We start from the raw sequence: 20,919 nt of genomic DNA, 5'->3' as shown, positions 1-20,919 counted from the left end.
GGCTCACAGAACATGATTCGGTCGGGTGCGGCAGACCTTATGGAGGTGCATTCCATGATCCAGCACGAGACGCTCTTCATCGGCGGCGACTGGGTTCCCCCGGCGGGCACCGGCACGATCGACGTGGTCTCCCCCCACACGGAGGAGGTCGTCGGCAGGGTTCCGGAAGGCACCCCGGCCGACCTCGACCGGGCCGTCGCCGCCGCGCGGCAGGCCTTCGACCACGGCCCGTGGCCGCGCCTGACGATGGCCGAGCGGGCCGCGGCGCTGGGCCGCCTGGCCGGGCTCTACGCGGCCCGCGCCGCCGAGCTCGCCGACCTGATCACCCTGGAGATGGGCTCCCCCATCACCTTCTCCCACTTCGGCCAGGTCGGCCCGCCGACCGGGGTCCTCCAGTGGTACGCCGAACTCGGCACGACCTTCCAGGTCGAGGAGCAGCGGCCGGGCATGTTCGGCGCGGTCACCGTCCGCCGCGAGCCGGTGGGCGTGGTGGCGGCCGTGGTGCCGTGGAACGTCCCGCAGTTCGTCATCATGACCAAGCTGGCCCCCGCCCTGCTCGCCGGCTGCACTGTCGTGGTGAAGCCCGCGCCGGAGACCCCGCTCGACAGCTACATCCTGGCCGAGGTGATCCGCGAGGCGGAGATCCCGCCGGGCGTGGTCAACATCGTCGCCGCCGGGCGCGAGGCCGGCGAGCACCTGGTCTCCCACCCCGGGATCGACAAGGTCGCCTTCACCGGCTCGACGGCCGCCGGGCGGCGCATCGCCTCGATCTGCGGCGAGCAGCTCAAGCGGGTCAGCCTGGAGCTCGGCGGCAAGTCGGCCGCGATCATCCTGGACGACTGCGACCTGCCCTCGGCGATGGGCATGTTCTCGATCGCCGCCCTGCTCAACAGCGGCCAGGCGTGCGTGGCCCAGACCCGGGTCCTGGCCAGCCGCAACCGCTACGACGAGGTCGTCCAGGCGGTCGCCGAGATGGCCGCCGGGCAGCAGGTCGGCGACCCCGCCGACCCGGCCACCGGCATCGGCCCGATGGTCGCCAAGCGCCAGCAGGAACGGGTCGAGGGCTACATCCGCATCGGCCTGGAGGAGGGCGCCAAGGCGGTGGTCGGCGGCCTCGACCGCCCCCACGACCGAGGCTGGTACGTCGCCCCCACGGTCTTCGCCAACGCCACCAACGACATGCGGATCGCCCGCGAGGAGATCTTCGGCCCGGTCCTGACCGTGATCCCCTACGACGACGAGGCCGACGCGATCAGGATCGCCAACGACAGCGACTACGGCCTGTCGGGCAGCGTGTGGACCGCCGACGCCGACCACGGCATGGACGTCGCCCGCCAGGTCCGCACCGGCACCTACGGCGTCAACATGATGAACCCGCTGGAGAGCGGCACCCCGTTCGGCGGCTACAAGGCCAGCGGCATCGGCCGCGAACTCGGGCCGGAGGGGCTGGCGGGCTACCTGGAGTACAAGAGCATCGCCCGGCTGGGCTAGGAGGTCTCCGGAGTCACCCGGGAGGGTGCCCAACGCGCCCCCGCGACGCTGGGCCCCTCCCGCACGTTCATGTAGACGACGCCTGAGCCGATTTGGTTCGCGCGAAAATCCATTCTTCGATGCGCCGGATCAGATGGGCGCTCGCGGCGTTCTCGGCGTGCCCGAAACCGGGCTCGACCCAGAGCTCCTTCGGCTCGTTCGCGCAGGCGTACAGCTGCTCGGCGTGCTCCAGCGGGAAGAAGGCGTCGGCGTCGCCGTGCACGACCAGCAGCGGCGTCGGCGAGACGAGCGGCACGGCCTCGAAGGGGGCGAGCGGAATCGGGTCCCACGTGCCGACCTTGATCCGGGTGCGCTTGGCCAGCCGGGCGGCCAGCCGGCCCGACCTGCGCTCGATCGCCCAGTGGACCGTCCGCATCGGCCGGGTGCCCCGGTAGTACCACCGCGCCGGGCCGCTCACCGAGACGACCGCGTCGACGCCCCGGTTCAGCGCGGCGTGCCGGACCGCCACGGCGGCCCCCATCGAGAAGCCGACGGTCACCACCTTGGCGTAGTGGGCGCGCGCGTGGCGTACCGCCGCATCGAGGTCGAGGACCTCCAGGTCGCCGACGGTGCTCAGCCCCGACGAGCGGCCGTGCCCCCGGAAGTCGAACGCGACCACCCCGGCGCGCCGGTTGAGCGCGGCGGCGATCCGCCGGGTGGCCGGGGAACGCCAGGTCCCGGTGAAGCCGTGGGCCAGCACGATCCCGAGTTCCCCGTCGCCCGGCAGGTGCGCCGCGTCGATCCGGACACCGTCAGGAGTGCGCAACATGGCCCCATAGATCATGGGGGCAACATTACGACGCTGTGAATTGTCGCCCTCTTGCGGGCGGCAGGCTCGGAGCGGTAATGGCGATCAACTAAAATGGGAAGGTCGCGCCTTTGCGCGGCCGAACGCGTCTCCCGATCGGGAGCGAGACGCGGCACCGCCCCGACGACCAGAGCGAGACTCAACTATGCCTATGAACAGCCGCGACGACCTGCGGAACCTCGCGATCATCGCGCACGTCGACCATGGCAAGACGACGCTCGTCGACGCCATGCTGTGGCAGTCCGGGGCGTTCCGCGCCAATCAGGACGTCGACGACCGCGTCATGGACTCCAACGACCTCGAGCGCGAGAAGGGCATCACCATCCTCGCGAAGAACACCGCCGTGAAGCACGGCGGTGTCACCCTCAACATCATCGACACGCCCGGCCACGCCGACTTCGGCGGCGAGGTCGAGCGCGGCCTGTCCATGGTCGACGGCGTGGTCCTGCTGGTCGACGCCTCCGAGGGCCCGCTGCCCCAGACCCGCTTCGTGCTCCGCAAGGCCCTGTCGGCCAAGATGCCGGTCATCCTGTGCATCAACAAGGTCGACCGCCCCGACGCCCGCATCGCCGAGGTCGTCGACGAGGTCTACGAGCTCTTCATGGACCTCGACGCCACCGAGGACCAGATCGACTTCCCGATCGTCTACGCCTCGGCCAAGGCCGGCCGCGCCTCGCTGACCCGCCCGGCCGACGGCGGCATGCCCGACGAGGAGAACCTCGAGCCGCTGTTCGAGACGATCTTCAAGACGATCCCGGCCCCGGTCTACGACCCGGTCGCCCCGCTCCAGGCCCACGTCACCAACCTCGACGCGTCCAGCTACCTGGGCCGCATCGCGTTGTGCCGGATCCACCAGGGCGAGATCAAGAAGGGCCAGCAGGTGGCCTGGTGCCGCACCGACGGCTCGATCCAGCGGGTGAAGATCACCGAGCTGCTGATGACCGACGCGCTGGAGCGCAAGCCGGCCGACTCGGCGGGCCCCGGCGACATCATCGCCATCGCCGGCATCCCCGACATCATGATCGGCGAGACCCTCGCCGACCCCGAAGACCCGCGCCCGCTGCCGCTGATCACGGTCGACGAGCCGGCGATCTCGATGACCATCGGCACCAACACCTCGCCGCTGGTCGGCCGGGTCAAGGGCAGCAAGGTCACCGCCCGCATGGTCAAGGACCGCCTCGACAAGGAGCTCGTCGGCAACGTGTCGCTGCGCATCCTGCCGACCGAGCGGCCCGACTCGTGGGAGGTCCAGGGCCGCGGCGAGCTCGCGCTGGCCATCCTGGTCGAGCAGATGCGCCGCGAGGGCTACGAGCTGACCGTCGGCAAGCCCCAGGTGGTCACCAAGGAGATCGACGGCAAGCGCCACGAGCCCGTCGAGCGCCTCACCGTCGACTGCCCCGAGGAGTACCTGGGCGCGATCACCCAGCTCCTGGCCGTCCGCAAGGGCCGCATGGAGCACATGACCAACCACGGCACCGGCTGGATCCGGATGGAGTTCATCGTCCCGGCCCGCGGCCTGATCGGCTTCCGCACCGAGTTCCTCACCGAGACCCGCGGCACCGGCCTCGTCCACCACGTCTTCGAGGCCTACGAGCCGTGGTTCGGCGAGCTGCGCACCCGCAACAACGGCTCGCTGGTCGCCGACCGCTCGGGCCCGGTCACCGCGTTCGCGATGACCAACCTCCAGGAGCGCGGCGTGCTGTTCGTCGCCCCCGGCACCGAGGTGTACGAAGGCATGATCGTCGGTGAGAACTCGCGCAGCGACGACATGGACGTCAACATCACCAAGGAGAAGAAGCTCACCAACATGCGGTCCTCGACCGCCGACGTCACCGAGACGCTCATCCCGCCGCGCCAGCTGTCGCTGGAGCAGGCGCTCGAGTTCATCCGCGACGACGAGTGCGTCGAGATCACCCCCGAGACGGTGCGCATCCGCAAGGTCGTGCTCGACGCCTCCACGCGTGGCCGGACCGCCGCGCGGGCCAAGCGCGCCAACTAACTCGAGAGGGCCGCTTCGGCCTTTCTCCGTGCGAGCCTCCACCCTCTGTGCTTGCCTAGTCACGCAGAGTTGTGATCTGAGGGGGAGGCTCGCATGCCGGGCAAGGTTCATCTCGCGCTCGCCGGAGCGCTGCTCACGGGTGTCGGCGTCATCGGGGCCACGACGGTCGCCGAGGCCGGGCCCTGGAGCCGGGGCCGCTCGATCGCGCTCCACGACGCCGCCGGCACCCGCGTGGGCACCGTCGTGGTGCAGCGCAGAGGCGTCACCAAGGTCCGGGTGGGGGTCCAGGTCAGAGGGCTGGCTCCGGGCTTCCACGGGTTCCACGTGCACACCACGGGGGTCTGCGACCCCAAGGCGGTCGACGCGGCGACCGGCCAGGCGACCCCCTTCTTCTCCGCCGGCGGCCATCTCGACGTCGCCAGGAACGCCGCCGAGCCCGACACGACCGTCCTGCCCCTGCCGGTCGCGCCGCACAACCACGGCGACCACGCGGGCGACCTGCCGCCGCTGCTGGCCGGCGAAGACGGCGTGGCCGCCGCGTCGTTCATCACCGACCGGTTCCGGATCGGCAAGCTGACCGACGCCGACGGGGCCGCGTTCGTCGTGCACGCGCTGCCCGACAACCTCGCCCACCTCCCCGAGCGCTACGGCGCGGCCGACGCCGCCACGCTGCGCACCGGCGACGCGGGCGGACGGGTGGCCTGCGGCGTGTTGCGATGATCGAACCCACTGATTGAACTGCAAGTCAGTCACAAGCTGCCGGCGCGATCCTCGGACCATGAGAATCGTCAGCGGGGCAACCTACATGGCGCTCGTGGGCGCCTGGGCGTTGATCGCCCTCCTCGTCATCGTGATCGGCTAGCTCAGCCGTACGCGCAACCAGTCGACCAGCGGGGTGAGCTCGCGCCACGCGGCGCGCACCCGCTGGGTCACCTCGGCGGTGTGGAACCAGGGGTCGGGCTCGAAGCGGTGACCCGCGTAGAGAGTCCGGTGCTTCATCAGCTCGATCCGGGGGTGATCGAGGGAGACGCCACGGGGGCGCGTCTTCACTCGGTCACCCTCGATCGCGTAACGGCCCGGCAGCTCGGCCACGATCTTCTCCAGCTCGCCGCCGTGGTCGTCGTGGTCGACGGCCGCGCGGAAGCGGTGGGTCATCTCGCCCGACGCCCACCAGCCGCCGGCCACGTAGAGGCCGTCGGCGTCGACCTGGACGTAGTAGCCGACGCCGTCGAGCTTGGCCACGTAGGCGCCCTGGTGGTCCTTGTAGGGCGTCTTGTCCTTGGAGAACCGCACGTCGCGGTAGGGACGGAACACGTGGGGCTCGCCGAACTCGTCCGCCAGTTCGGCCATCAGCTCCTGCATCGGGGCTTTGACGGCGCTGTCGTAGAGGTGCTTGTTGGCGGTCCAGTAGGCCTTGCTGTTGTCGGCGATCAGCCCTTCGTAGAACAGCAGCGCCTCGTCGGGGAACCCGGTGAATGCCATTGCCCTACTTTATTGAGGCCGGTTGTCGAAGTACTTCCGGCCCGGGGTCATCTCGCCGAAGAGCTCGCTGATGGTGACGTACACGAACCCCTTCTTGTCGAGCGCGTCGAGCAGGCGCGGCACCGACCGGACGGTCGACTCGTGGATGTCGTGCAGCAGGATCACCTCGCCGGGCTTGGCCGACGCCGACCGCCGCACGATGCGGTCGGGCTTGCGGACCAGCCAGTCCTGCGTGTCGACGCTCCAGATGATCTGAGCCAGCCCGTGGACCTTGCTGACCTCGCCGACCATCTTGCTGGTCGCGCCGTAGGGCGGGCGCATGGTCCGCATGCGGACGCCGGCCATCTTCCGGACGACCTGCTGGGTGCGGGCCAGCTGCCGGTCGACGCCGTGGCGCGACAGGCCGGAGAGCATGGCGTGGTCCCAGGAGTGGTTGCCCAGCTCGTGGCCCTCGGCGACCATGCGCTTCAGCAGCGGCGCCGACTCGGGCGTGACCAGTTTGCCGAGCACGTAGAAGGTGGCCCTGGCCTGGTGGCGGGCCAGGTGGTTGAGCACCTTGCCGGTCTCGGCGCCGGGCCCGTCGTCGAAGGTGAGCGCGACGCACTTGGCCTTGGCGCAGTCGACCTGCCTGATCGGCGGGAAGTGGGTGCGGGGGAAGTCGGGCTGCGCGAGCGTGAGCTTGCGGTTCAGCAGGTCGGGGTCGGGGCTCGCGTGTACCGGCGGCGTGTTCACCATGACACAGACGGTGACCGCCAGCAGCCGCAGAAATCCCCGCATGTATTCGTCCCCCCAGACTCGATGGGGGTTATGGATGGTCGTCCACGGCTTCCCCCCGCAGGACCTCGTTCTGGTCCTCCCACCAGGGCGGCACTTCCTTGATCAACCCGGCGTGCCGCCGGGCCACCCGGACGGCGCACCCGCGCGGATCATCTCCCGGGTGCCGACATCGGGAGGCACCTTCCCACCAGCGGAAACAGCCATCGCGATAGACGACCACCAGGCCGATCCACACACAGAGCGTAGCGTCGTCGCCCAGCTCGTAGGCGCCGTTCACGCCGAGTTCGATCAAGTCCGAATGCAGTTTTTGTATAGCTGCGCGAGACTCACTCACCGGGGCAACCTCCAGGACGAGACGCGCACATTGGTGGATGTACCCAAATTTGGGACACCGCGTTGCAACGGCATGGAGTAATCATGGGACTCCATCCCGTCATCACGCAGGCGTATTCCCCCCAAGGTTGCGCGTCCCGGGAAGTTCCTGCTGTATTCGGTTTATTGTCGCTTCCTGACGCATTGTCACGACGCACGACGCTTGTTACGTTCATCCCCGTGCAGGCCGAACGGGGAAGTCGCGGTGCGGTGGCCTTCACGCACCTTGCTGTGCCATATGGGACGAGTGAGGAATACCTCCGGCTGGTGCTGCCGGCCCTCATCGACGGGTTGCGGCGGGGCGACCGCATCCTGTTCGTGGCTCCGGAGGAGAACCTCGACCTGGTCCGCGCTCATCTGGGCGCCGACGCCTCCCGCATCCGCTCCATCAGGAGCCAGGACTGGTACGGCCATCCGGCCCGCGTCCTGGCCGAATACTTCGACTACGCCCGCCGGGGCGGCCCGTCGTTGTTCGTCGGCGAGCCCACGTGGCGCTCGCCGCGCGACGCGGCCGAGTGGGCCAGGGTGGAGGCGATCGTCAACATCGTCTGCGCCTCCCTGAAGGGCGCGGCGTTGTGCGTCTACCGCCGCCCCGCCGAGGAGGCCCTGCGCACCCACCCGCGCTACCTCGACATGGCCGGGGAACACCGCAGCGGCGGGTACGTCCCGCCGCAGCGCATGAACTGGGATCCGCCGCCCTTTCCCGCCCCGCCCGACGGCGCGAGGGTGATGGAGTTCGACCTGCCGACCGTACGGGCCATGCGGTCGTTCGTCCGCACCACCGCCACCGAGGCGGGCCTGAGCGACGACGCGGCCGGCTCCCTGGTCCTGGCGGCGTCCGAGATCGCCGCCAACGCGGTCGAACACGGCGCCGGCCACGGGACCGTCACGATCTGGACGGCCGGCACCGACCTGGTCTGCGAGATCACCAACCCCGACGGGGGCGGCATCGAGGTCGAGTTCCCGGGCTACATCCCGCCGGAACAGGAGTCGCTCCGGGGTTACGGCCTGTGGATCAGCCGCCAGTTGTGCGACCTGATGGAGGTCCAGACGACGGGACGGGAGTCGCGGATCCGCCTGCACATGGCGATGGCGTGACGGGATCCAGTTCCCCCTCTCCCGACCGAAATGTCGGTGGGGCGGGACATCATCGGGGGATGACGCATTTCCTCATCTCGTTCCCCAGCGCCGCCATGGTCCTCACCGAGGAGGAGTTCCCCGACGTGGTCCGCGAGGCCCGCGCCGTCATCCAGGAGGCGAAGGACGCCGGGGTGTACGTCTTCGGCGGCGGAATCGACGAGGAGGTCGATCCCGTCCTCGTGGCCCCCGACGGCACGGTCACCGGCGGCACCACGCGGCTCGACGGCGGCTACACCGTGCTCGACCTGCCCTCACATGAGGCGGCGCTCGAATGGGCGCAGAAGATCGCGGCCTCCTGCCGCTGCCCCCAGGAGGTGCGGGCGTTCCAGTACGACCCGCTCTCCTGACGGCCGGCTCAGGCGGCTATCGCCTCTTTGACCACGCCTTCCTCGCGGGCGTAGCCCTCCAGCATGCCGCGCAGCTGACGGCGGCCCCGGTGCAGGCGCGACATCACGGTCCCGATGGGGGTGCCCATCCGGTCGGCGATCTCCTTGTAGGCGAAGCCCTCGACGTCGGCGAGGTAGACGGCCACCCGGAACTCCTCGGGCAGCGAGCGCAGGGCGTTCATCACGACGTTGTCGGGCAGCGAGTCGAGCGCCTCGTTCTCGGCCGAGCGCAGCCCCGTCGAGGTGTGCGACTCGGCGGCGGCGAGCTGCCAGTCTTCGATCTCCTCGGCGGCCGAGAGCTTCGGCGAGCGCTGCTTCTTGCGGTAGTCGTTGATGAAGTTGTTGGTGAGGATGCGGTGCAGCCACGCCTTGAGGTTGGTGCCCTCGCGGAACTGGTGGTAGGAGGTGAACGCCTTGGTCACCGTCTCCTGCACGAGGTCTTCGGCGTCGGCCGGGTTGCGGGTGAGTCGCATGGCTGACGCGTAGAGCTGGCTGGTCACCGGCACGACGTCGCGCTCGAACCAGGCCTGACGCTGCTCGTCGGTCATCGAGATCATGTCATCCCCCCTGCTGAACTCTCCCCCGTTACCCGTCCGAATGTGATCCATGCGGGTTGGGCGGATCCCGTCGTCATCGTTTCAACCGGCCCGTAAGTCGGGCGTTAGGCGGCGCATCGGCGGGCGTGGCATCGGTCACACGCAAGCCGGACAGGTCTCATTATCGTAACACCGAACCCCCTAACCGGCGTAAAATATGTCAAACCACACTCACTACAGTGGGCCACATGAAACACGTGGACCGGCACGACCCCGCCACGCGGACCTGGGTGAACGACGCCATCCGCGCTGTCGAGGCCGACGCCAACCGCAGTTGCGACACCCATCTCCACGTCTTTCCCCTCCCGCCCTCGTGGGGCGTGGACCTCTACCTGAAAGACGAGTCGGTCCACCCGACCGGTTCACTCAAACACCGGCTGGCCCGCTCCCTCTTCCTCTACGGCCTGTCGAACGGCTGGATCGGCCCCAGCACCACGATCATCGAGGCGTCCTCGGGCTCGACCGCGGTCAGTGAGGCGTACTTCGCCAGGCTCCTGGGTCTGCCCTTCATCGCGGTGATCCCAGCCACCACTTCTCCCGAGAAACGGGAGATCATCGAGTTCTACGGCGGCAAGTGCCATCTCGTGGACGACCCGGGGAAGATCTACGAAGAGTCGGCCCGCCTGGCCCTGGAGACCGGCGGGCACTACATGGACCAGTTCACCTACGCCGAACGGGCCACCGACTGGCGCGGCAACAACAACATCGCCGAGAGCGTCTACGAGCAGATGGCGATGGAGCGGTTCCCCATCCCGGCCTGGATCGTGGTCGGCGCCGGCACCGGCGGCACCTCCGCCACCATCGGCCGCTATATCCGCTACCGCCGCCACTCGACCCGGTTGTGCGTGGCCGACCCCGAGGGCTCGTCGTTCTACCCGTCGTGGGTGACGGGAGCCGCGCATCCCGGCACGCCCTCCCGCATCGAGGGCATCGGCCGCCCCCGCGTGGAGCCGTCGTTCCTGCCGATGGTCATCGACCGCATGACCTCGGTGCCCGACGCGACCTCGATCGCCGCGATGCGCTGGGTCAACGAGGTCACCCACCACCAGGTGGGCGCCTCGACCGGCACCAGCGTGGCGGCCGCCATGGAGATCATCCGCGAGATGCGCAGCCACGGCATCAGGGGCAGCGTCGTGACGCTGATCTGCGACAGCGCCAGCCGCTACAAGGGGACGTACGAGAAGGACGCGTGGTTGCGGAAGAACGGCATCGACATCGCCCCGGCCCTGGAGGAGTTCCGGAGCCTCTTCCGCCGGTGACGTCTGCCATGATCGCCGGATGAGGAAGGCGACCGCCCGCACCTACACGTGGCTCTCCCGCGACTCCACCGACGACGCGGGCGAGACGTGGCTGGAGGTCGCATTCGTGCGCGGCGTATCGCCCGACGAGGCCCTCGCCCGCCTGACACCCGAGAAGGAGCTCTACGCGACCCCGGCCGAGGGGGGAACGGTCGTGTTCTTCGGCGGCCTCAGCGAGCTGCACCCCCGCGAACTGACCGCCCGCCTGTCGGCGGGGACGGCGGCGGCCCTGGTCGAGGTGACCGTGAACAGCGACCGCTTCACCTACTGCGAGAACGGCCGCCTGGTGACCGGGTTCAGCCTCTTCTCCTACGAGCTGCGCGAGGGTCTCGACCCCGACCGGCTCAGGGCCGAGGTCGAAGACCTGCGCCTCCACCTGACGGGCGAGTCGGTCGACTTCCCCGCCGACCACGCCGCCCGCGCCCTGGCTTTGGCCGACCGGGCGACGGGGGTCCGGCTGCCCCGCGACCGGAACAACCCCTAGCCGTTGCCGTGGAAGGGCGGGAAGGTCCCGCACCCCGCCGACTTCAGCGGCAGCGCCGAGGTGATCTTGTCGTTGAACTTCCAGCGGTCGTCCCCCAGGTCGAGCACCGACTCCCCCGGCCGGACGCAGTACCTGCGGTCGCCGTAGGACTCGTCGTCGTAGAGCACCCAGGCGACGCCGTCATTGTTGATGACGGAACTGGCCTCGTCGCTGTCGCCGTCGAGATGCGACGTGGCCTGCGTGACGACGATCTGCCGCCCCCGGAAGTACTCGTCGTGGAACATGACCAGATAGGGGATGCCGATCGGTTCGGCCCGCACCGGACCGGCCGCCGATCCCAGGACGACCGCTCCTGCGGCGAGTGTGAGCATGAGTCTTCGCATGAAAAACGCCTCCCGTGTCCTTCGGACTCAGGAGGCATCTTCCGAAAACGACCTTGTGCTTTCCTTGGAATGCTCTTAGAGGCTCAGTCGCCCAGCAGGGCGTCGACGAAGACCTCCGGGTCGAACGGCGCCAGGTCGTCGGGGCCCTCGCCCAGGCCGACCAGCTTCACCGGTACGCCCAGCTCCCGCTGCACCGAGATCACGATGCCGCCCTTGGCCGTGCCGTCGAGCTTGGTCAGCGCGATGCCGGTGATGTTCACGACCTCGCCGAACACCTGCGCCTGCCGCATGCCGTTCTGCCCGGTCGTCGCGTCGAGGACCAGCAGGACCTCGTCGACCTGGGCCTTCTTCTCGATGACGCGCTTGACCTTGCCGAGCTCGTCCATCAGGCCGGTCTTGGTGTGCAGCCGCCCGGCCGTGTCGACGATCACCACGTCGGCCTTGTCGGCGATGCCCCGCGCCACGGCGTCGAAGGCGACCGACGCCGGGTCGCCGGCCTCGGGGCCGCGCACCACGGGGGCCCCGACGCGGTCGCCCCACGTCTGGAGCTGGTCGGCGGCCGCCGCGCGGAAGGTGTCGGCCGCGCCCAGGACGACCGACTTGCCGTCGCCGATCAGGGAGCGGGCCAGCTTGCCGGTGGTGGTGGTCTTGCCGGTGCCGTTCACGCCGACGACCAGCAGGACCGCCGGGCGCTCGCCGGGGGCGGAGGTGTGGAGGGTCCGGTCGAGGCCGGGGTCGATCTGGGTGAGCAGCTCGGCGCGCAGCAGGGCGCGGACCTCGGTGGGCGTACGGCTGCCGAGGACCTTCACCTTCGTCTTCAGGTCTTCGACCATGGCCCGGGTCGGCGCGACGCCGACGTCGGCCGTGATCAGGGTCTCCTCGATCTCGTCCCACACGTCGTCGTCGAGCCGGTCGCGCGACAGCAGTTCGAGCAGGCCCCGGCCCAGCGTGGTCTGCGAGCGGGCCAGCCGGGCGCGCAGCCGGACCATCCGCCCCGCCGACGGCGGCGGGACCTCCACCTCCGGCGGCTTGACCAGCTCCTCGACCGGAACGGCCGGAGGCGCCACCGTCTCGGCGACCTCCTCCTCGACCGGCGGCGCGGGGGCCTGCGGGGTCGGGGCAGGGGGCGGCGGCAGGGTCGTCTTCGACCTCGGCCGTACGAGCAGGGCGGTGGTGCCTATGCCCAGGAGTATGACGACGATGATGATCGCGATGATGCCGATGTACCCATCCACAAAACGTCAGTCTTCCAGAGGGGCGCCCGTCGCCGTGCCTCCGGCACGTCAGGCCGCTCTCTCCCCGCCGCCGCGACGAACCGCAACAGATCGCCCGCGACACGCGTCCCTGGGATGAACGGGGAGGTACGAGATGGACGACCAGCCGACCGGCTTCGAGGAGTTCGTTCATGTACGGGGTCTCGCGCTCCTCCGCTACGGCTTCGTGCTGACCGGGAACCGGGACGACGGCGCCGACCTCGTCCAGGAGGCCCTGCTGCGCCTGAGCGACGCGTGGCCCCGGGTCAGGTCGAAGGACGACCCGGAGGGCTTCGTCCGCGTCACGATGGTCCGCCTCCACATCAGCCGCTGGCGGCGATCACGCCGGGAACGCCTGGTGGCCGAGGTGCCGGAGTCGTCCTACCGCGACGCCGACATCGAACGGCTGTCGGGTGACGCGGGCACGTGGCGGCTGCTGGCGGCCCTGTCCCCGCGCCAGCGGGCCGTCCTGGTCCTGCGCTACTACGAGGACCTCTCCGACGAGGACATCGCCGCCCGGATCGGCGTCTCCCGCAACACGGTCCGCAGCCTGGCCGCCCGGGGCCTGGCCCGGCTGCGCGCCGAACCCGGCCTGCCCATTCCCGACCTGGGGAGCGTGTGATGCCCGAGACCATGGAGTCCCGCCTCATCCGGACGCTCAGGGCCGCCGACGCCCTCGTCCTCCCGTCCGCCGACGACCTGCTTACCGGCGTGGCCCGCCGCCGCCGCGCCCGGACCCGCCGCCGCGCCCAAGCGGTGCTGGCGGCCGCCGCCGTCATCGCCGTGATCGCCGGGTCGACGCTGGTCACGGGCCGGCTGCGGGCCGACCCTCCCCCGGTCGGCGACCCGTCGCCGGCCATCGTCACCGCCGAGGAGGCCTGGCCGGGCGCGGTCACGCGGTTCCCCACACGATCGGCCGACGGGCTGACGTACACGCCTCTGCTGGCGGTCGACGCGACCCGGACGCTGCTGCTCACCGGCCCGGAGGGCGGGACGGCGACCCGCATGGACCTCCTCGACACGGCGACCGGCGTGATCACGACCGTCACCGCCCTCGACCCGGCGGCCGCGTCCCCGACCGTCGTGACGACCGACGGCCAGACCGCCGCCTGGCTGAGCGGCACGGAACTGTGGCAGACCCCGTTGCCGGGCGGGCCCGCCCGCCGCCTGGACGATCTGGGGAAGGGGGCGCTGCCCACCCTCATGGCCATCGATGACGGAAAGGTCGTCTGGCTGGGCGGGTTCGGGTCCGTCGTGGACGTCCCCCTCGACGGCAGCCCGTCGGAAGCGATCTTCAACTTCAGCATGGAGGGCACGAACCGCCCGGCGATGGCCGTGTGGCCGTGGCTGATGTCCACCGAACTCATGCGGGGGTCCCCGGGAATCCTCACCAACCTGATGACCGCGAACAATCTCTGGGTCACCCCGGCCGACGGAAAGGGTCTGACCGCCTGCGGCCCGGAATGGTGCACCGCCACGAGGGCGCAGCCCACGCTCACGCCGATCGATCCCGACAACCCGTATGGCGGCTACTACGTGGACACGGGGCAGGCGCCGACGGACCTGCGGGAGCCCGGCCTGCTGTCGATGCGGACCTACATCCAGCGGGTGGACGGCACGGGGTTCCGGGAGTCACCCCTGACGGGATACTCGTGGCTGGCCCACGGCGGCAAGCTGATCACCGATGTCCGCCACCGCTTCTACGACCCCGAGCGGAATCAGGTGATCACCCTCGACCACCTCATCGAGGTGCCCGAAAGCGTGGGCGTCGGCGACGAGCTGGTCTACGGGAGGAGCGCCGACCCGGCGGTGTCGTGGCTGGTGAACCTCAAGGCGATCGACTGACGCGAAGTCAGGCGTTCTCGCGCAGCCGCTGGCTGACGACCTGGGTGACGCCGTCGCCGCGCATCGAGACGCCGTACAGCGCGTCGGCGATCTCCATGGTGCGTTTCTGGTGGGTGATGACGATCAGCTGGGAGTTCTGCCGCAGCTCCTCGAAGAGGGTCAGCAGGCGCTGGGTGTTGGTGTCGTCGAGGGCGGCCTCGACCTCGTCCATCACGTAGAAGGGCGACGGGCGGGCCTTGAAGATGGCCACTAGGAAGGCCACCGCCGTCAGCGACCGCTCGCCGCCCGACAGCAGGGACAGGCGCTTGACCTTCTTGCCGGGCGGGCGGGCCTCGACCTCGACGCCGGTGGTCAGCATGTCGGTCGGGTCGGTCAGCAGCAGCCGGCCCTCACCGCCGGGGAAGACCCGCTCGAAGATGGTCGCGAACTCGCGCTGGACGTCTTCGTACGCCGCCGAGAACACCTGCTCGACCCGGTCGTCGACCTCTTTGACGACGAGGAGCAGGTCGCGGCGGGTCTTCTTGAGGTCTTCGAGCTGGGAGGTGAGGAACGTGTGGCGTTCCTCCAGGGCGGCGAACTCCTCCAGGGCCAGCGGGTTGACCTTGCCGAGCTGCTGCATCTGCTTGTCGGCGATCCGGGCCCGCTTCTCCTGCTCCTCGCGTACGTAGGGCACCGGAGGGTCGCCAGGGACGAGCGCCTTCGGGCCGTATTCGGCGATCAGGGCCTCCGACTCGACGCCGTACTCCTCGACGGCGCGCTCCTCGAGCTGTTCGAGGCGCAGGCGCTGCTCGGTGCGGGCCATCTCGCTGCCGTGGGCGCGGTTGACCAGCTTGTCGAGTTCGGAGCCGAGCTCGCGGACCCTGATCCGGACCGTCTTGAGCTCGGCGTCGACGGCCTCCCTGGCGACGGTGAGCTCGTCGCGTTCGGCGGCGGCCCGCATGATCGACGCCTCAAGGGAGTGGAGGGCGACCCGGGCGGCCCTGACCACGCTCGCGGCGACGGTGGCCTGGCGGCGGCGCCGGGCGCGCTGGGCGGCGGCCTGGGCGCGGTCGTCGCGTTCGCGCTGGGCGGCGCGCATCAGGCCGTCGGCCCGGCCGGCGATGCCGCGGACCCGCTCCTCGGCGGTGCGGACCGTCAGGCGGGCCTCCATCTCGGCCTGCCGGGTGACGCCGACCGTGGCGGCCAGGCGGTCGCGTTCCTCGGTGGTGGGCTCCGACTCCAGCTCGGCGGCGAACTCGGCCTCGGCGAGGCGTTCCTCCAGCGTGAGGGACTCCTCGCGGGCCAGCTCGCGGCCCTCTTCGGCGAAGGTCACCGAGCCCTGGAGGCGCTCGGCCTCGTCGAGGGCCGCCTTGACGTTGGCTTCGAGGCGGGCGAGCTGCTTGGCGGCGTCGGCGAGGCGCTGGTCGGCGGCGCGTTGCCGGCCCCGGGCCCGGTCGAGGGCCGCCTGCGCCTGGTCGAGGCGGGAGCGGGCGGCGTTGACGCCGTTCTGGGCGGCCGACTGCTGGGCCTGCGCCTCTGCCACCGCGCCCTGGGCCGCTTCGAGGGCCTCCTGGGCGGCGGCCTCGGCCTCGTGGGCCTCCTCCAGGGCGAACGCGGTCTCTTCTCCCGCCGCGCGGGCCTGGTCGAGGTCGGCTCCCGCCTGGTCGAGCGCGGCCCGGACCTGGAGGACCGAGCCGCCGCCCGAACCGCCCTGGGCGGTGTGGGCCCCGAGGAGGTCGCCGTCGCGGGTGACCGCCCGCAGGTCGGGGCGCGCGGCGACGATCGTGCGGGCGGCGTCGAGGTCGGGGGCGACGACGACGCCGTACAGGAGGTGTTCGAGGGCGGGCCGCAGCTCGGCGGGGACCTCGACCAGGTCGGCGGCCCACTCGAAGGTCCCGGCGGGCCGGTTGACCGCGGGGGCCGCGCCGATGACCAGGGAGGTGCGGCCGGTCTCCTTGGCGCGGAGCAGTTCGAGGGAGTCGAGCGCGATCTCGATCGACCCCACCGTCACCGCCTCGGCCAGCGGCCCGAGCACGGAGGCGATCGCGGTCTCGGCGCCCGCCCGCACGCTCATCACGGCGGCCAGCGGCGCGTGGCCGCCGTCGGCCAGCAGGGCGGTGCCGTCGGCCCCTCCCGACAGGCTCAGCCCGAGCGCCTCCCGCCGGGCCTCCAGCGCGGTGACGGCCTTCTGGGCCTCCTGATCGGCCGTACGGGCGGCCGAGACCCCCGAAGACGCGGCCGACAGGGCCGCTCGGGGGCCCGCCAGCGCGGCGCGGGCTTCATCGACAGTGGCCTTGGCCTCGTCGGCGGCCTCGCGGGCCACCTCGACCTCGGCGCGGGCGAGCTCGACGCCCTCCGCGGCGACGGCCAGCTCGGCGGCGACCTCGGGATCGGTGGCGGGTTCGGCGACCGCCTGGGCCTCCAGATCGCCCTGCGCCTGGGCGGCACGTTCCTTCGCCTGCCGGACGGCGGCCTCCAGCCGGCCGATCTCGTCGTCGGCGGCCCGCACCCGTCCCCGGGCCGACTCGGCCTGGCCGCGCAACCGCGCGAGGGACTCACGGCGGTCGGCGGCGGCCCGGGCGGCGATCGACAACCGCCGCTCCTCACCGGCCAGGGCCTCTTCGGCCTCGCTCCGGGCGTCGACGGCCGCTTCGAGGCGCATCTGGGCCTCGTCGAGCGCCTCCTGGAGCACCCGCTCCTTCTCGCGGATCTCGGCGGCCTCGCGCTCGAACTCCTCGGGGTCGCGCCCGCGCCGCTCGATCGAGGCCGCGTCGGTCGCGTGGCGCTCCCGCTCGGCCGCCAGGTTCTCGACCGAGCGCAGCCGCTCGCGCAGCGCCGACAGGGCGTAGAAGGTCTCCTGGGCCACGGTCAGCCGGGGCTGGGCCTCGGCCGCGGCGGCCTCCAGCGCGGCCTCGCGCTCCTGGTTCTCGTTGAGCCCCTGTTCGACCTGCGACCGCCGGGCCTGTACGGCCGCCTCGTCGGCCGCCTCACGCTCCAGCGTGTCGCGCAGGGAGACCACGTCGTCGGCCAGCAGCCGCAGGCGGGCGTCGCGCAGGTCGGCCTGGATGACGGCGGCCTTGCGGGCGATCTCGGCCTGGCGGCCCAGCGGCTTGAGCTGACGCCGGAGCTCGGTCGCGAGGTCCTGGACACGGGTGAGGTTGGCCTGCATCGCGTCGAGCTTGCGGAGCGCCTTCTCCTTGCGCTTGCGGTGCTTGAGGACGCCGGCGGCCTCCTCGATGAACGCCCTGCGCTCCTCGGGACCGGCGTGCAGCACCTGGTCGAGCTGGCCCTGGCCGACGATGACGTGCATCTCCCGGCCGATGCCGGAGTCGGACAGCAGTTCCTGGATGTCGAGCAGGCGGCAGGTGTCGCCGTTGATCGCGTATTCGCTCTGGCCCGACCGGAACATGAGGCGGCTGATCGTCACCTCGGAGTATTCGATCGGCAACGCGCCGTCGGTGTTGTCGATCGTCAGGGTGACCTCGGCACGCCCGAGCGGCGGCCGTGAGGAGGTGCCCGCGAAGATGACGTCTTCCATCTTGCCGCCGCGCAGCGACTTGGCGCTGTGCTCGCCCATCACCCACGCGAGGGCGTCGACGACGTTGGACTTGCCCGACCCGTTGGGCCCGACCACACAGGTGATGCCGGGCTCGAACTGGAGTTTCGTCGCGGACGCGAACGACTTGAAGCCGCGCAGGGTGAGGGTCTTCAGGTACACCTCAGGAGTCCCTCCCTGCGCCGACAGTACCGGGGAAGACTATCGCCTGCTTCCCGGGAAAGCCGTCAGGGAACCCAAAGCGAGACGCGGACGGCCGAAGGCCGGCTGTGGTTCGCGCGCCTTGGAATCTGCCTCAGAGAGAAATGACGAGGGACGCCCCTACGAGGCGCCCCTTGCAATTTGATTCTCGTGAAAACCCGGTCTCTCAGGTGAGAGCCGGCTCGCGATCCTGCAGCCTGACCAGGTCTTCGTCACGAGTTTGCGCCGCAAGGGCCTCGTTCTGTTCCTGGAGTCGGGTGAGTTCTGCCTCCAGATCACGGATGCGCTGCTGGAGGCGACGCATTTCCGAGACCATTCGAGGATCAGGACCGCCGACGTGGCCGAGTAGAGCCTTAGCCATGGTTAAGGGTCCTCCACGCTGAGTGACCAGACTGGTTCGCGCACTTCAAGCCGCGGGAGGGGTGCGCGTGGTTCTTGTCCAAGAGTCGCACCGGCTGCGAAGTCGGTCAAGTTGAACGCCTCGTAAGGATCAGCCGTTGGACACTGTCGACATGTAAATATACCTCATTTGGGCGGTTTAAGGGAAGAGCTAGCGCTCCACGAACCCCACCAAACCGCCCTTGACGTCCGACCAGCGCTCAGACACTCCTAAGACATGTCCGGGCGTGTCAGAGCCTCTCAGACGCTCCAGGAGGCGCTCACAGGCGTCTCTGGGACCCTCCGCCACCACCTCGACCCGCCCGTCGCCCAGGTTGAGCGCCCAGCCCGTCAAACCGAGCTCCAGCGCCCGCGCCCGCGTCCACCAGCGGAAACCCACGCCCTGCACCCGCCCGCGCACCCACGCGGTGAGCCTCACCATCGTCCGTTCCTCGGACGCGGCTGGCAGGTGGGGCACGAGTAGCTGCTGCGGTTCATGAATGGGTCTCTCCGGATCGGCGTGCCACATCTCGGGCAGGGTTCGTCGCGGCGGCCGTACACGTTGAGTGACCGGTCGAAGTAGCCCGATTCGCCGTTCACGTTCACATACAGGCTGTCGAACGATGTACCCCCCTGGCCGAGCGCTTCGGTCATGACCGCACGGGCGGCGGCAAGGAGTTCGGAGATCTTCGGCCTGGTCAGGGTCTCGGTCGCGCGGGCCCAGTGCAGTTTCGCCCGCCAGAGGGCCTCGTCGGCGTAGATGTTCCCCACGCCGCTGATCAGGCTCTGGTCAAGAAGCGCCCGCTTTATTCCGGTTTTTCGCTTTTTCAGAGCTGCCGTAAAGGCCGCCTCGTCGAAGGCGTCCTCCAGCGGGTCGGGGGCGATGTGCGCGATCGGCATCGGGACGGTACGCCCCCACGCCGCCGTCAGCTGGGTGATCATGAGATGGCCGAACGTGCGCTGGTCGACGAAGCGCATCTCGGGCCCGTCGTCGGTGAAGGTCACCCTGACCCGCAGGTGCTTCTCGTCGGGCGACCCCTTCGGCAGCATCAGCACCTGGCCGCTCATGCCCAGATGGGCCATCAGGGCGGCGCCGTCGTCGAGCGGCAGCCACAGGTACTTGCCGCGCCGGTCGGCCGACTCGACGCGGCGGCCCTTGAGCTGGTCGGACAGCACGCCCTCGTGCCGGCGGACCGCCCGCGTGTGCAGCACCTCGGCCGACTCGATCGTGCGGCCCGACACCCAGACGTCGAGGCCGCGCCGGACGACCTCGACCTCCGGAAGTTCGGGCATCAGACGGCCTGGCCCGCCGCGGCAGCGGCGGCGGCCTCACGGGCGTCGCGCATCGCGCGGATGGCCGTCCAGGCGGCCTCGGCGGCCTGCTGCTCGGCCTCCTTCTTCGACCGTCCGGCGCCCTTGCCGTAGTCCTGCCCGCCGACCCGGACCGTCGCCACGAACGACTTGGCGTGGTCGGGGCCCGACTCCTCGACGTGGTACTCGGGCACGCCGAGCACCTCGGAGGCGGTCAGCTCCTGCAGCGAGGTCTTCCAGTCGAGCCCGGCGCCCAGCGACGCCGACCGCTTGATCAGCGGGTCGAAGAGCGTGTGGACGACCCGGAACGCCTCGTCGAGGCCCTTGTCGACGTACACGGTGCCGATCAGGGCCTCCAGCGTGTCGGCCAGGATCGACGACTTGTCGCGGCCGCCGGTGCCCTCCTCGCCCCGGCCCAGCCGCAGGTAGCGGCCCATGCCGAGCGAGCGGGCGACGTCGGCCAGGGCGCGCATGTTGACCACGGCCGCCCGGAGCTTGGCCAGCTGGCCCTCGGGCAGGTCGGGGTGGTCGCGGTAGAGCGTGTCGGTGACCACGAGCCCCAGCACCGAGTCGCCCAGGAACTCCAGGCGCTCGTTGGTGGGCAGCCCGCCGTTCTCGTAGGCGTAAGAGCGGTGGGTCAGGGCGCGTTCCAGGATCGCCACGTCGAGCCGGACCTGGAGCACGGTCTCCAGTTCGTCCCGGACGATCTCGACGGCGACGGGCTTACCGATCATGAAGTTCCTCCTGTGCATGGCGAATCGCCCGCACGGTGGCAGGAGTGAACTTCTGGCGAAGCCCCGAAGGCGTGGTGGACGCCGGGTTGAACCCGGCGTCCACCACGACCGCGGGCACGACCGCCACCGCGCTGTGGAGACGCGCCCGAATTGACGCGTCTGTGGAGCAAAATAACGCCGACCGGGGTCGTTTGACGATCCCGGCCGGCGAAGGAGTCACGCCGGATCTAGGCGTTGGGCTCGATGACCTGGCGGCGGTTGTAGGTACCGCACTCGCCACAGGCCATGTGGGGGCGCTTGGGGGAACGGCACTGCGGGCAGCTCACGAGAGCGACCGCGCTGGTCTTCCACTGGGACCTGCGGGCGCGCGTGTTGGCCCGCGACATCTTCCTCTTGGGAACGGCCAC

The 20,919-nt window shown here is 70.4% G+C and carries 22 protein-coding genes; 9 read left to right on the top strand and 13 right to left on the bottom strand.

Going from position 1 to position 20,919, the window contains the following annotated elements; genetic code table 11:
• Positions 1–54: 54 nt before the first annotated feature.
• Complete coding sequence (locus AW271_RS32660) at positions 55–1,491, top strand: aldehyde dehydrogenase (protein ID WP_062341531.1); 1,437 nt, start codon at positions 55–57, stop codon at positions 1,489–1,491.
• Between the two features lie 67 nt (positions 1,492–1,558).
• On the opposite strand, the gene AW271_RS32655 is transcribed toward AW271_RS32660, so the two are convergent.
• On the bottom strand, positions 1,559–2,314 hold the full coding sequence (locus AW271_RS32655; protein ID WP_245653316.1) for an alpha/beta hydrolase: 756 nt from the start codon (positions 2,312–2,314) through the stop codon (positions 1,559–1,561).
• A 169-nt stretch (positions 2,315–2,483) separates the two neighbouring features.
• Here AW271_RS32655 and typA point away from each other — a divergent pair, with 169 nt between their 5' ends.
• Together typA and AW271_RS32645 are read left to right on the top strand one after the other, a co-directional pair.
• Positions 2,484–4,337 carry a translational GTPase TypA gene (typA, locus tag AW271_RS32650; protein WP_062341457.1) on the top strand — a complete coding sequence of 618 codons (1,854 nt, stop codon included), beginning with the start codon at positions 2,484–2,486 and terminating at the stop codon, positions 4,335–4,337.
• Between the two features lie 93 nt (positions 4,338–4,430).
• On the top strand, positions 4,431–5,057 hold the full coding sequence (locus tag AW271_RS32645) for a superoxide dismutase family protein (protein ID WP_062341456.1): 627 nt from the start codon (positions 4,431–4,433) through the stop codon (positions 5,055–5,057).
• 138 nt (positions 5,058–5,195) lie between these two features.
• Here AW271_RS32645 and AW271_RS32640 read toward each other — a convergent pair whose 3' ends face one another.
• The 3 genes from AW271_RS32640 to AW271_RS32630 are packed head-to-tail and all read right to left on the bottom strand — an operon-like array spanning position 5,196 to position 6,888.
• On the bottom strand, positions 5,196–5,819 hold the full coding sequence (locus AW271_RS32640) for a DUF2461 domain-containing protein (RefSeq protein WP_062341455.1): 624 nt from the start codon (positions 5,817–5,819) through the stop codon (positions 5,196–5,198).
• Positions 5,820–5,828: 9 nt separating this feature from the next.
• Positions 5,829–6,596: a polysaccharide deacetylase family protein gene (locus AW271_RS32635; protein WP_245653315.1), complete on the bottom strand. Its 768-nt coding sequence runs from the start codon at positions 6,594–6,596 to the stop codon at positions 5,829–5,831.
• A gap of 28 nt (positions 6,597–6,624) precedes the next feature.
• Positions 6,625–6,888: a hypothetical protein gene (locus AW271_RS32630; protein WP_232320237.1), complete on the bottom strand. Its 264-nt coding sequence runs from the start codon at positions 6,886–6,888 to the stop codon at positions 6,625–6,627.
• A 125-nt stretch (positions 6,889–7,013) separates the two neighbouring features.
• Between AW271_RS32630 and AW271_RS32625 the strand changes: the two genes are divergently transcribed.
• Both AW271_RS32625 and AW271_RS32620 read left to right on the top strand, forming a co-directional pair.
• Positions 7,014–8,066 (top strand): sensor histidine kinase, encoded by a 1,053-nt coding sequence (locus AW271_RS32625; protein ID WP_083977573.1) that lies wholly within the window; start codon positions 7,014–7,016, stop codon positions 8,064–8,066.
• 59 nt (positions 8,067–8,125) lie between these two features.
• Complete coding sequence (locus tag AW271_RS32620; RefSeq protein ID WP_062341452.1) at positions 8,126–8,455, top strand: YciI family protein; 330 nt, start codon at positions 8,126–8,128, stop codon at positions 8,453–8,455.
• Between the two features lie 8 nt (positions 8,456–8,463).
• Here AW271_RS32620 and AW271_RS32615 read toward each other — a convergent pair whose 3' ends face one another.
• A complete protein-coding gene (locus AW271_RS32615) occupies positions 8,464–9,051 on the bottom strand; it encodes a sigma-70 family RNA polymerase sigma factor (RefSeq protein ID WP_062341451.1) in 588 nt (195 codons plus the stop codon).
• Between the two features lie 227 nt (positions 9,052–9,278).
• On the opposite strand from AW271_RS32615, the gene AW271_RS32610 reads away from it, so the two are divergent.
• Together AW271_RS32610 and AW271_RS32605 are read left to right on the top strand one after the other, a co-directional pair.
• Positions 9,279–10,349: a PLP-dependent cysteine synthase family protein gene (locus AW271_RS32610; protein ID WP_062341450.1), complete on the top strand. Its 1,071-nt coding sequence runs from the start codon at positions 9,279–9,281 to the stop codon at positions 10,347–10,349.
• Between the two features lie 19 nt (positions 10,350–10,368).
• Positions 10,369–10,872 (top strand): DUF6461 domain-containing protein, encoded by a 504-nt coding sequence (locus AW271_RS32605; RefSeq protein WP_062341449.1) that lies wholly within the window; start codon positions 10,369–10,371, stop codon positions 10,870–10,872.
• Here AW271_RS32605 and AW271_RS32600 read toward each other — a convergent pair.
• Positions 10,869–11,255, bottom strand: a complete 387-nt coding sequence (locus AW271_RS32600; protein WP_083977571.1) for a beta/gamma crystallin-related protein — start codon at positions 11,253–11,255, stop codon at positions 10,869–10,871. The genes AW271_RS32605 and AW271_RS32600 overlap by 4 nt on opposite strands.
• 83 nt (positions 11,256–11,338) lie before the next feature.
• Positions 11,339–12,490, bottom strand: a complete 1,152-nt coding sequence (gene ftsY, locus AW271_RS32595) for a signal recognition particle-docking protein FtsY (RefSeq protein ID WP_062341447.1) — start codon at positions 12,488–12,490, stop codon at positions 11,339–11,341.
• Between the two features lie 133 nt (positions 12,491–12,623).
• On the opposite strand from ftsY, the gene AW271_RS32590 reads away from it, so the two are divergent.
• Together AW271_RS32590 and AW271_RS32585 are read left to right on the top strand one after the other, a co-directional pair.
• Entirely contained in the window at positions 12,624–13,130 is a 507-nt protein-coding gene (locus tag AW271_RS32590; RefSeq protein WP_062341446.1) for a SigE family RNA polymerase sigma factor, read from the top strand.
• On the top strand, positions 13,130–14,353 hold the full coding sequence (locus AW271_RS32585) for a hypothetical protein (RefSeq protein WP_157554865.1): 1,224 nt from the start codon (positions 13,130–13,132) through the stop codon (positions 14,351–14,353). Before AW271_RS32590 ends, AW271_RS32585 begins: the two co-directional genes overlap by 1 nt.
• 7 nt (positions 14,354–14,360) lie before the next feature.
• On the opposite strand, the gene smc is transcribed toward AW271_RS32585, so the two are convergent.
• The 6 genes from smc to rpmF all read right to left on the bottom strand — a co-directional run bounded on the left by smc (position 14,361) and on the right by rpmF (position 20,919).
• Positions 14,361–18,050, bottom strand: a complete 3,690-nt coding sequence (gene smc, locus AW271_RS32580) for a chromosome segregation protein SMC (protein ID WP_062341444.1) — start codon at positions 18,048–18,050, stop codon at positions 14,361–14,363.
• Positions 18,051–18,255: 205 nt separating this feature from the next.
• The gene (locus tag AW271_RS39085; RefSeq protein WP_083974639.1) at positions 18,256–18,450 is read right to left on the bottom strand and encodes a hypothetical protein; all 195 of its coding nucleotides are present in this window, start codon (positions 18,448–18,450) and stop codon (positions 18,256–18,258) included.
• A 189-nt stretch (positions 18,451–18,639) separates the two neighbouring features.
• Positions 18,640–18,909 carry an acylphosphatase gene (locus tag AW271_RS32575; RefSeq protein ID WP_062341443.1) on the bottom strand — a complete coding sequence of 90 codons (270 nt, stop codon included), beginning with the start codon at positions 18,907–18,909 and terminating at the stop codon, positions 18,640–18,642.
• On the bottom strand, positions 18,903–19,760 hold the full coding sequence (gene mutM, locus AW271_RS32570; protein WP_062341442.1) for a bifunctional DNA-formamidopyrimidine glycosylase/DNA-(apurinic or apyrimidinic site) lyase: 858 nt from the start codon (positions 19,758–19,760) through the stop codon (positions 18,903–18,905). The genes AW271_RS32575 and mutM overlap by 7 nt, the downstream gene beginning before the upstream one ends.
• A complete protein-coding gene (gene rnc, locus AW271_RS32565) occupies positions 19,760–20,512 on the bottom strand; it encodes a ribonuclease III (RefSeq protein ID WP_157554863.1) in 753 nt (250 codons plus the stop codon). Before rnc ends, mutM begins: the two co-directional genes overlap by 1 nt.
• Positions 20,513–20,739: 227 nt before the next feature.
• Positions 20,740–20,919: a 50S ribosomal protein L32 gene (gene rpmF / locus AW271_RS39080; protein ID WP_030456611.1), complete on the bottom strand. Its 180-nt coding sequence runs from the start codon at positions 20,917–20,919 to the stop codon at positions 20,740–20,742.

Source organism: Herbidospora sakaeratensis, from assembly GCF_001570525.1.
GTDB lineage: Bacteria > Actinomycetota > Actinomycetes > Streptosporangiales > Streptosporangiaceae > Herbidospora > Herbidospora sakaeratensis.
This window is presented reverse-complemented; position numbering and strand designations above follow the sequence as displayed.

Coding starts and splice junctions, on each gene's coding strand:
- AW271_RS32660 (WP_062341531.1), top strand. CDS start 55: ATGATCCAGCACGAGACGCTCTTCATCGGCGGCGACTGGGTTCCCCCG.
- AW271_RS32655 (WP_245653316.1), bottom strand. CDS start 2,314: ATGATCTATGGGGCCATGTTGCGCACTCCTGACGGTGTCCGGATCGAC.
- typA (WP_062341457.1), top strand. CDS start 2,484: ATGCCTATGAACAGCCGCGACGACCTGCGGAACCTCGCGATCATCGCG.
- AW271_RS32645 (WP_062341456.1), top strand. CDS start 4,431: ATGCCGGGCAAGGTTCATCTCGCGCTCGCCGGAGCGCTGCTCACGGGT.
- AW271_RS32640 (WP_062341455.1), bottom strand. CDS start 5,819: ATGGCATTCACCGGGTTCCCCGACGAGGCGCTGCTGTTCTACGAAGGG.
- AW271_RS32635 (WP_245653315.1), bottom strand. CDS start 6,596: ATGCGGGGATTTCTGCGGCTGCTGGCGGTCACCGTCTGTGTCATGGTG.
- AW271_RS32625 (WP_083977573.1), top strand. CDS start 7,014: ATGGGACTCCATCCCGTCATCACGCAGGCGTATTCCCCCCAAGGTTGC.
- AW271_RS32620 (WP_062341452.1), top strand. CDS start 8,126: ATGACGCATTTCCTCATCTCGTTCCCCAGCGCCGCCATGGTCCTCACC.
- AW271_RS32615 (WP_062341451.1), bottom strand. CDS start 9,051: ATGATCTCGATGACCGACGAGCAGCGTCAGGCCTGGTTCGAGCGCGAC.
- AW271_RS32610 (WP_062341450.1), top strand. CDS start 9,279: ATGAAACACGTGGACCGGCACGACCCCGCCACGCGGACCTGGGTGAAC.
- AW271_RS32605 (WP_062341449.1), top strand. CDS start 10,369: ATGAGGAAGGCGACCGCCCGCACCTACACGTGGCTCTCCCGCGACTCC.
- AW271_RS32600 (WP_083977571.1), bottom strand. CDS start 11,255: ATGCGAAGACTCATGCTCACACTCGCCGCAGGAGCGGTCGTCCTGGGA.
- AW271_RS32590 (WP_062341446.1), top strand. CDS start 12,624: ATGGACGACCAGCCGACCGGCTTCGAGGAGTTCGTTCATGTACGGGGT.
- AW271_RS32585 (WP_157554865.1), top strand. CDS start 13,130: ATGCCCGAGACCATGGAGTCCCGCCTCATCCGGACGCTCAGGGCCGCC.
- AW271_RS39085 (WP_083974639.1), bottom strand. CDS start 18,450: ATGGCTAAGGCTCTACTCGGCCACGTCGGCGGTCCTGATCCTCGAATG.
- AW271_RS32575 (WP_062341443.1), bottom strand. CDS start 18,909: ATGGTGAGGCTCACCGCGTGGGTGCGCGGGCGGGTGCAGGGCGTGGGT.
- mutM (WP_062341442.1), bottom strand. CDS start 19,760: ATGCCCGAACTTCCGGAGGTCGAGGTCGTCCGGCGCGGCCTCGACGTC.
- rnc (WP_157554863.1), bottom strand. CDS start 20,512: ATGATCGGTAAGCCCGTCGCCGTCGAGATCGTCCGGGACGAACTGGAG.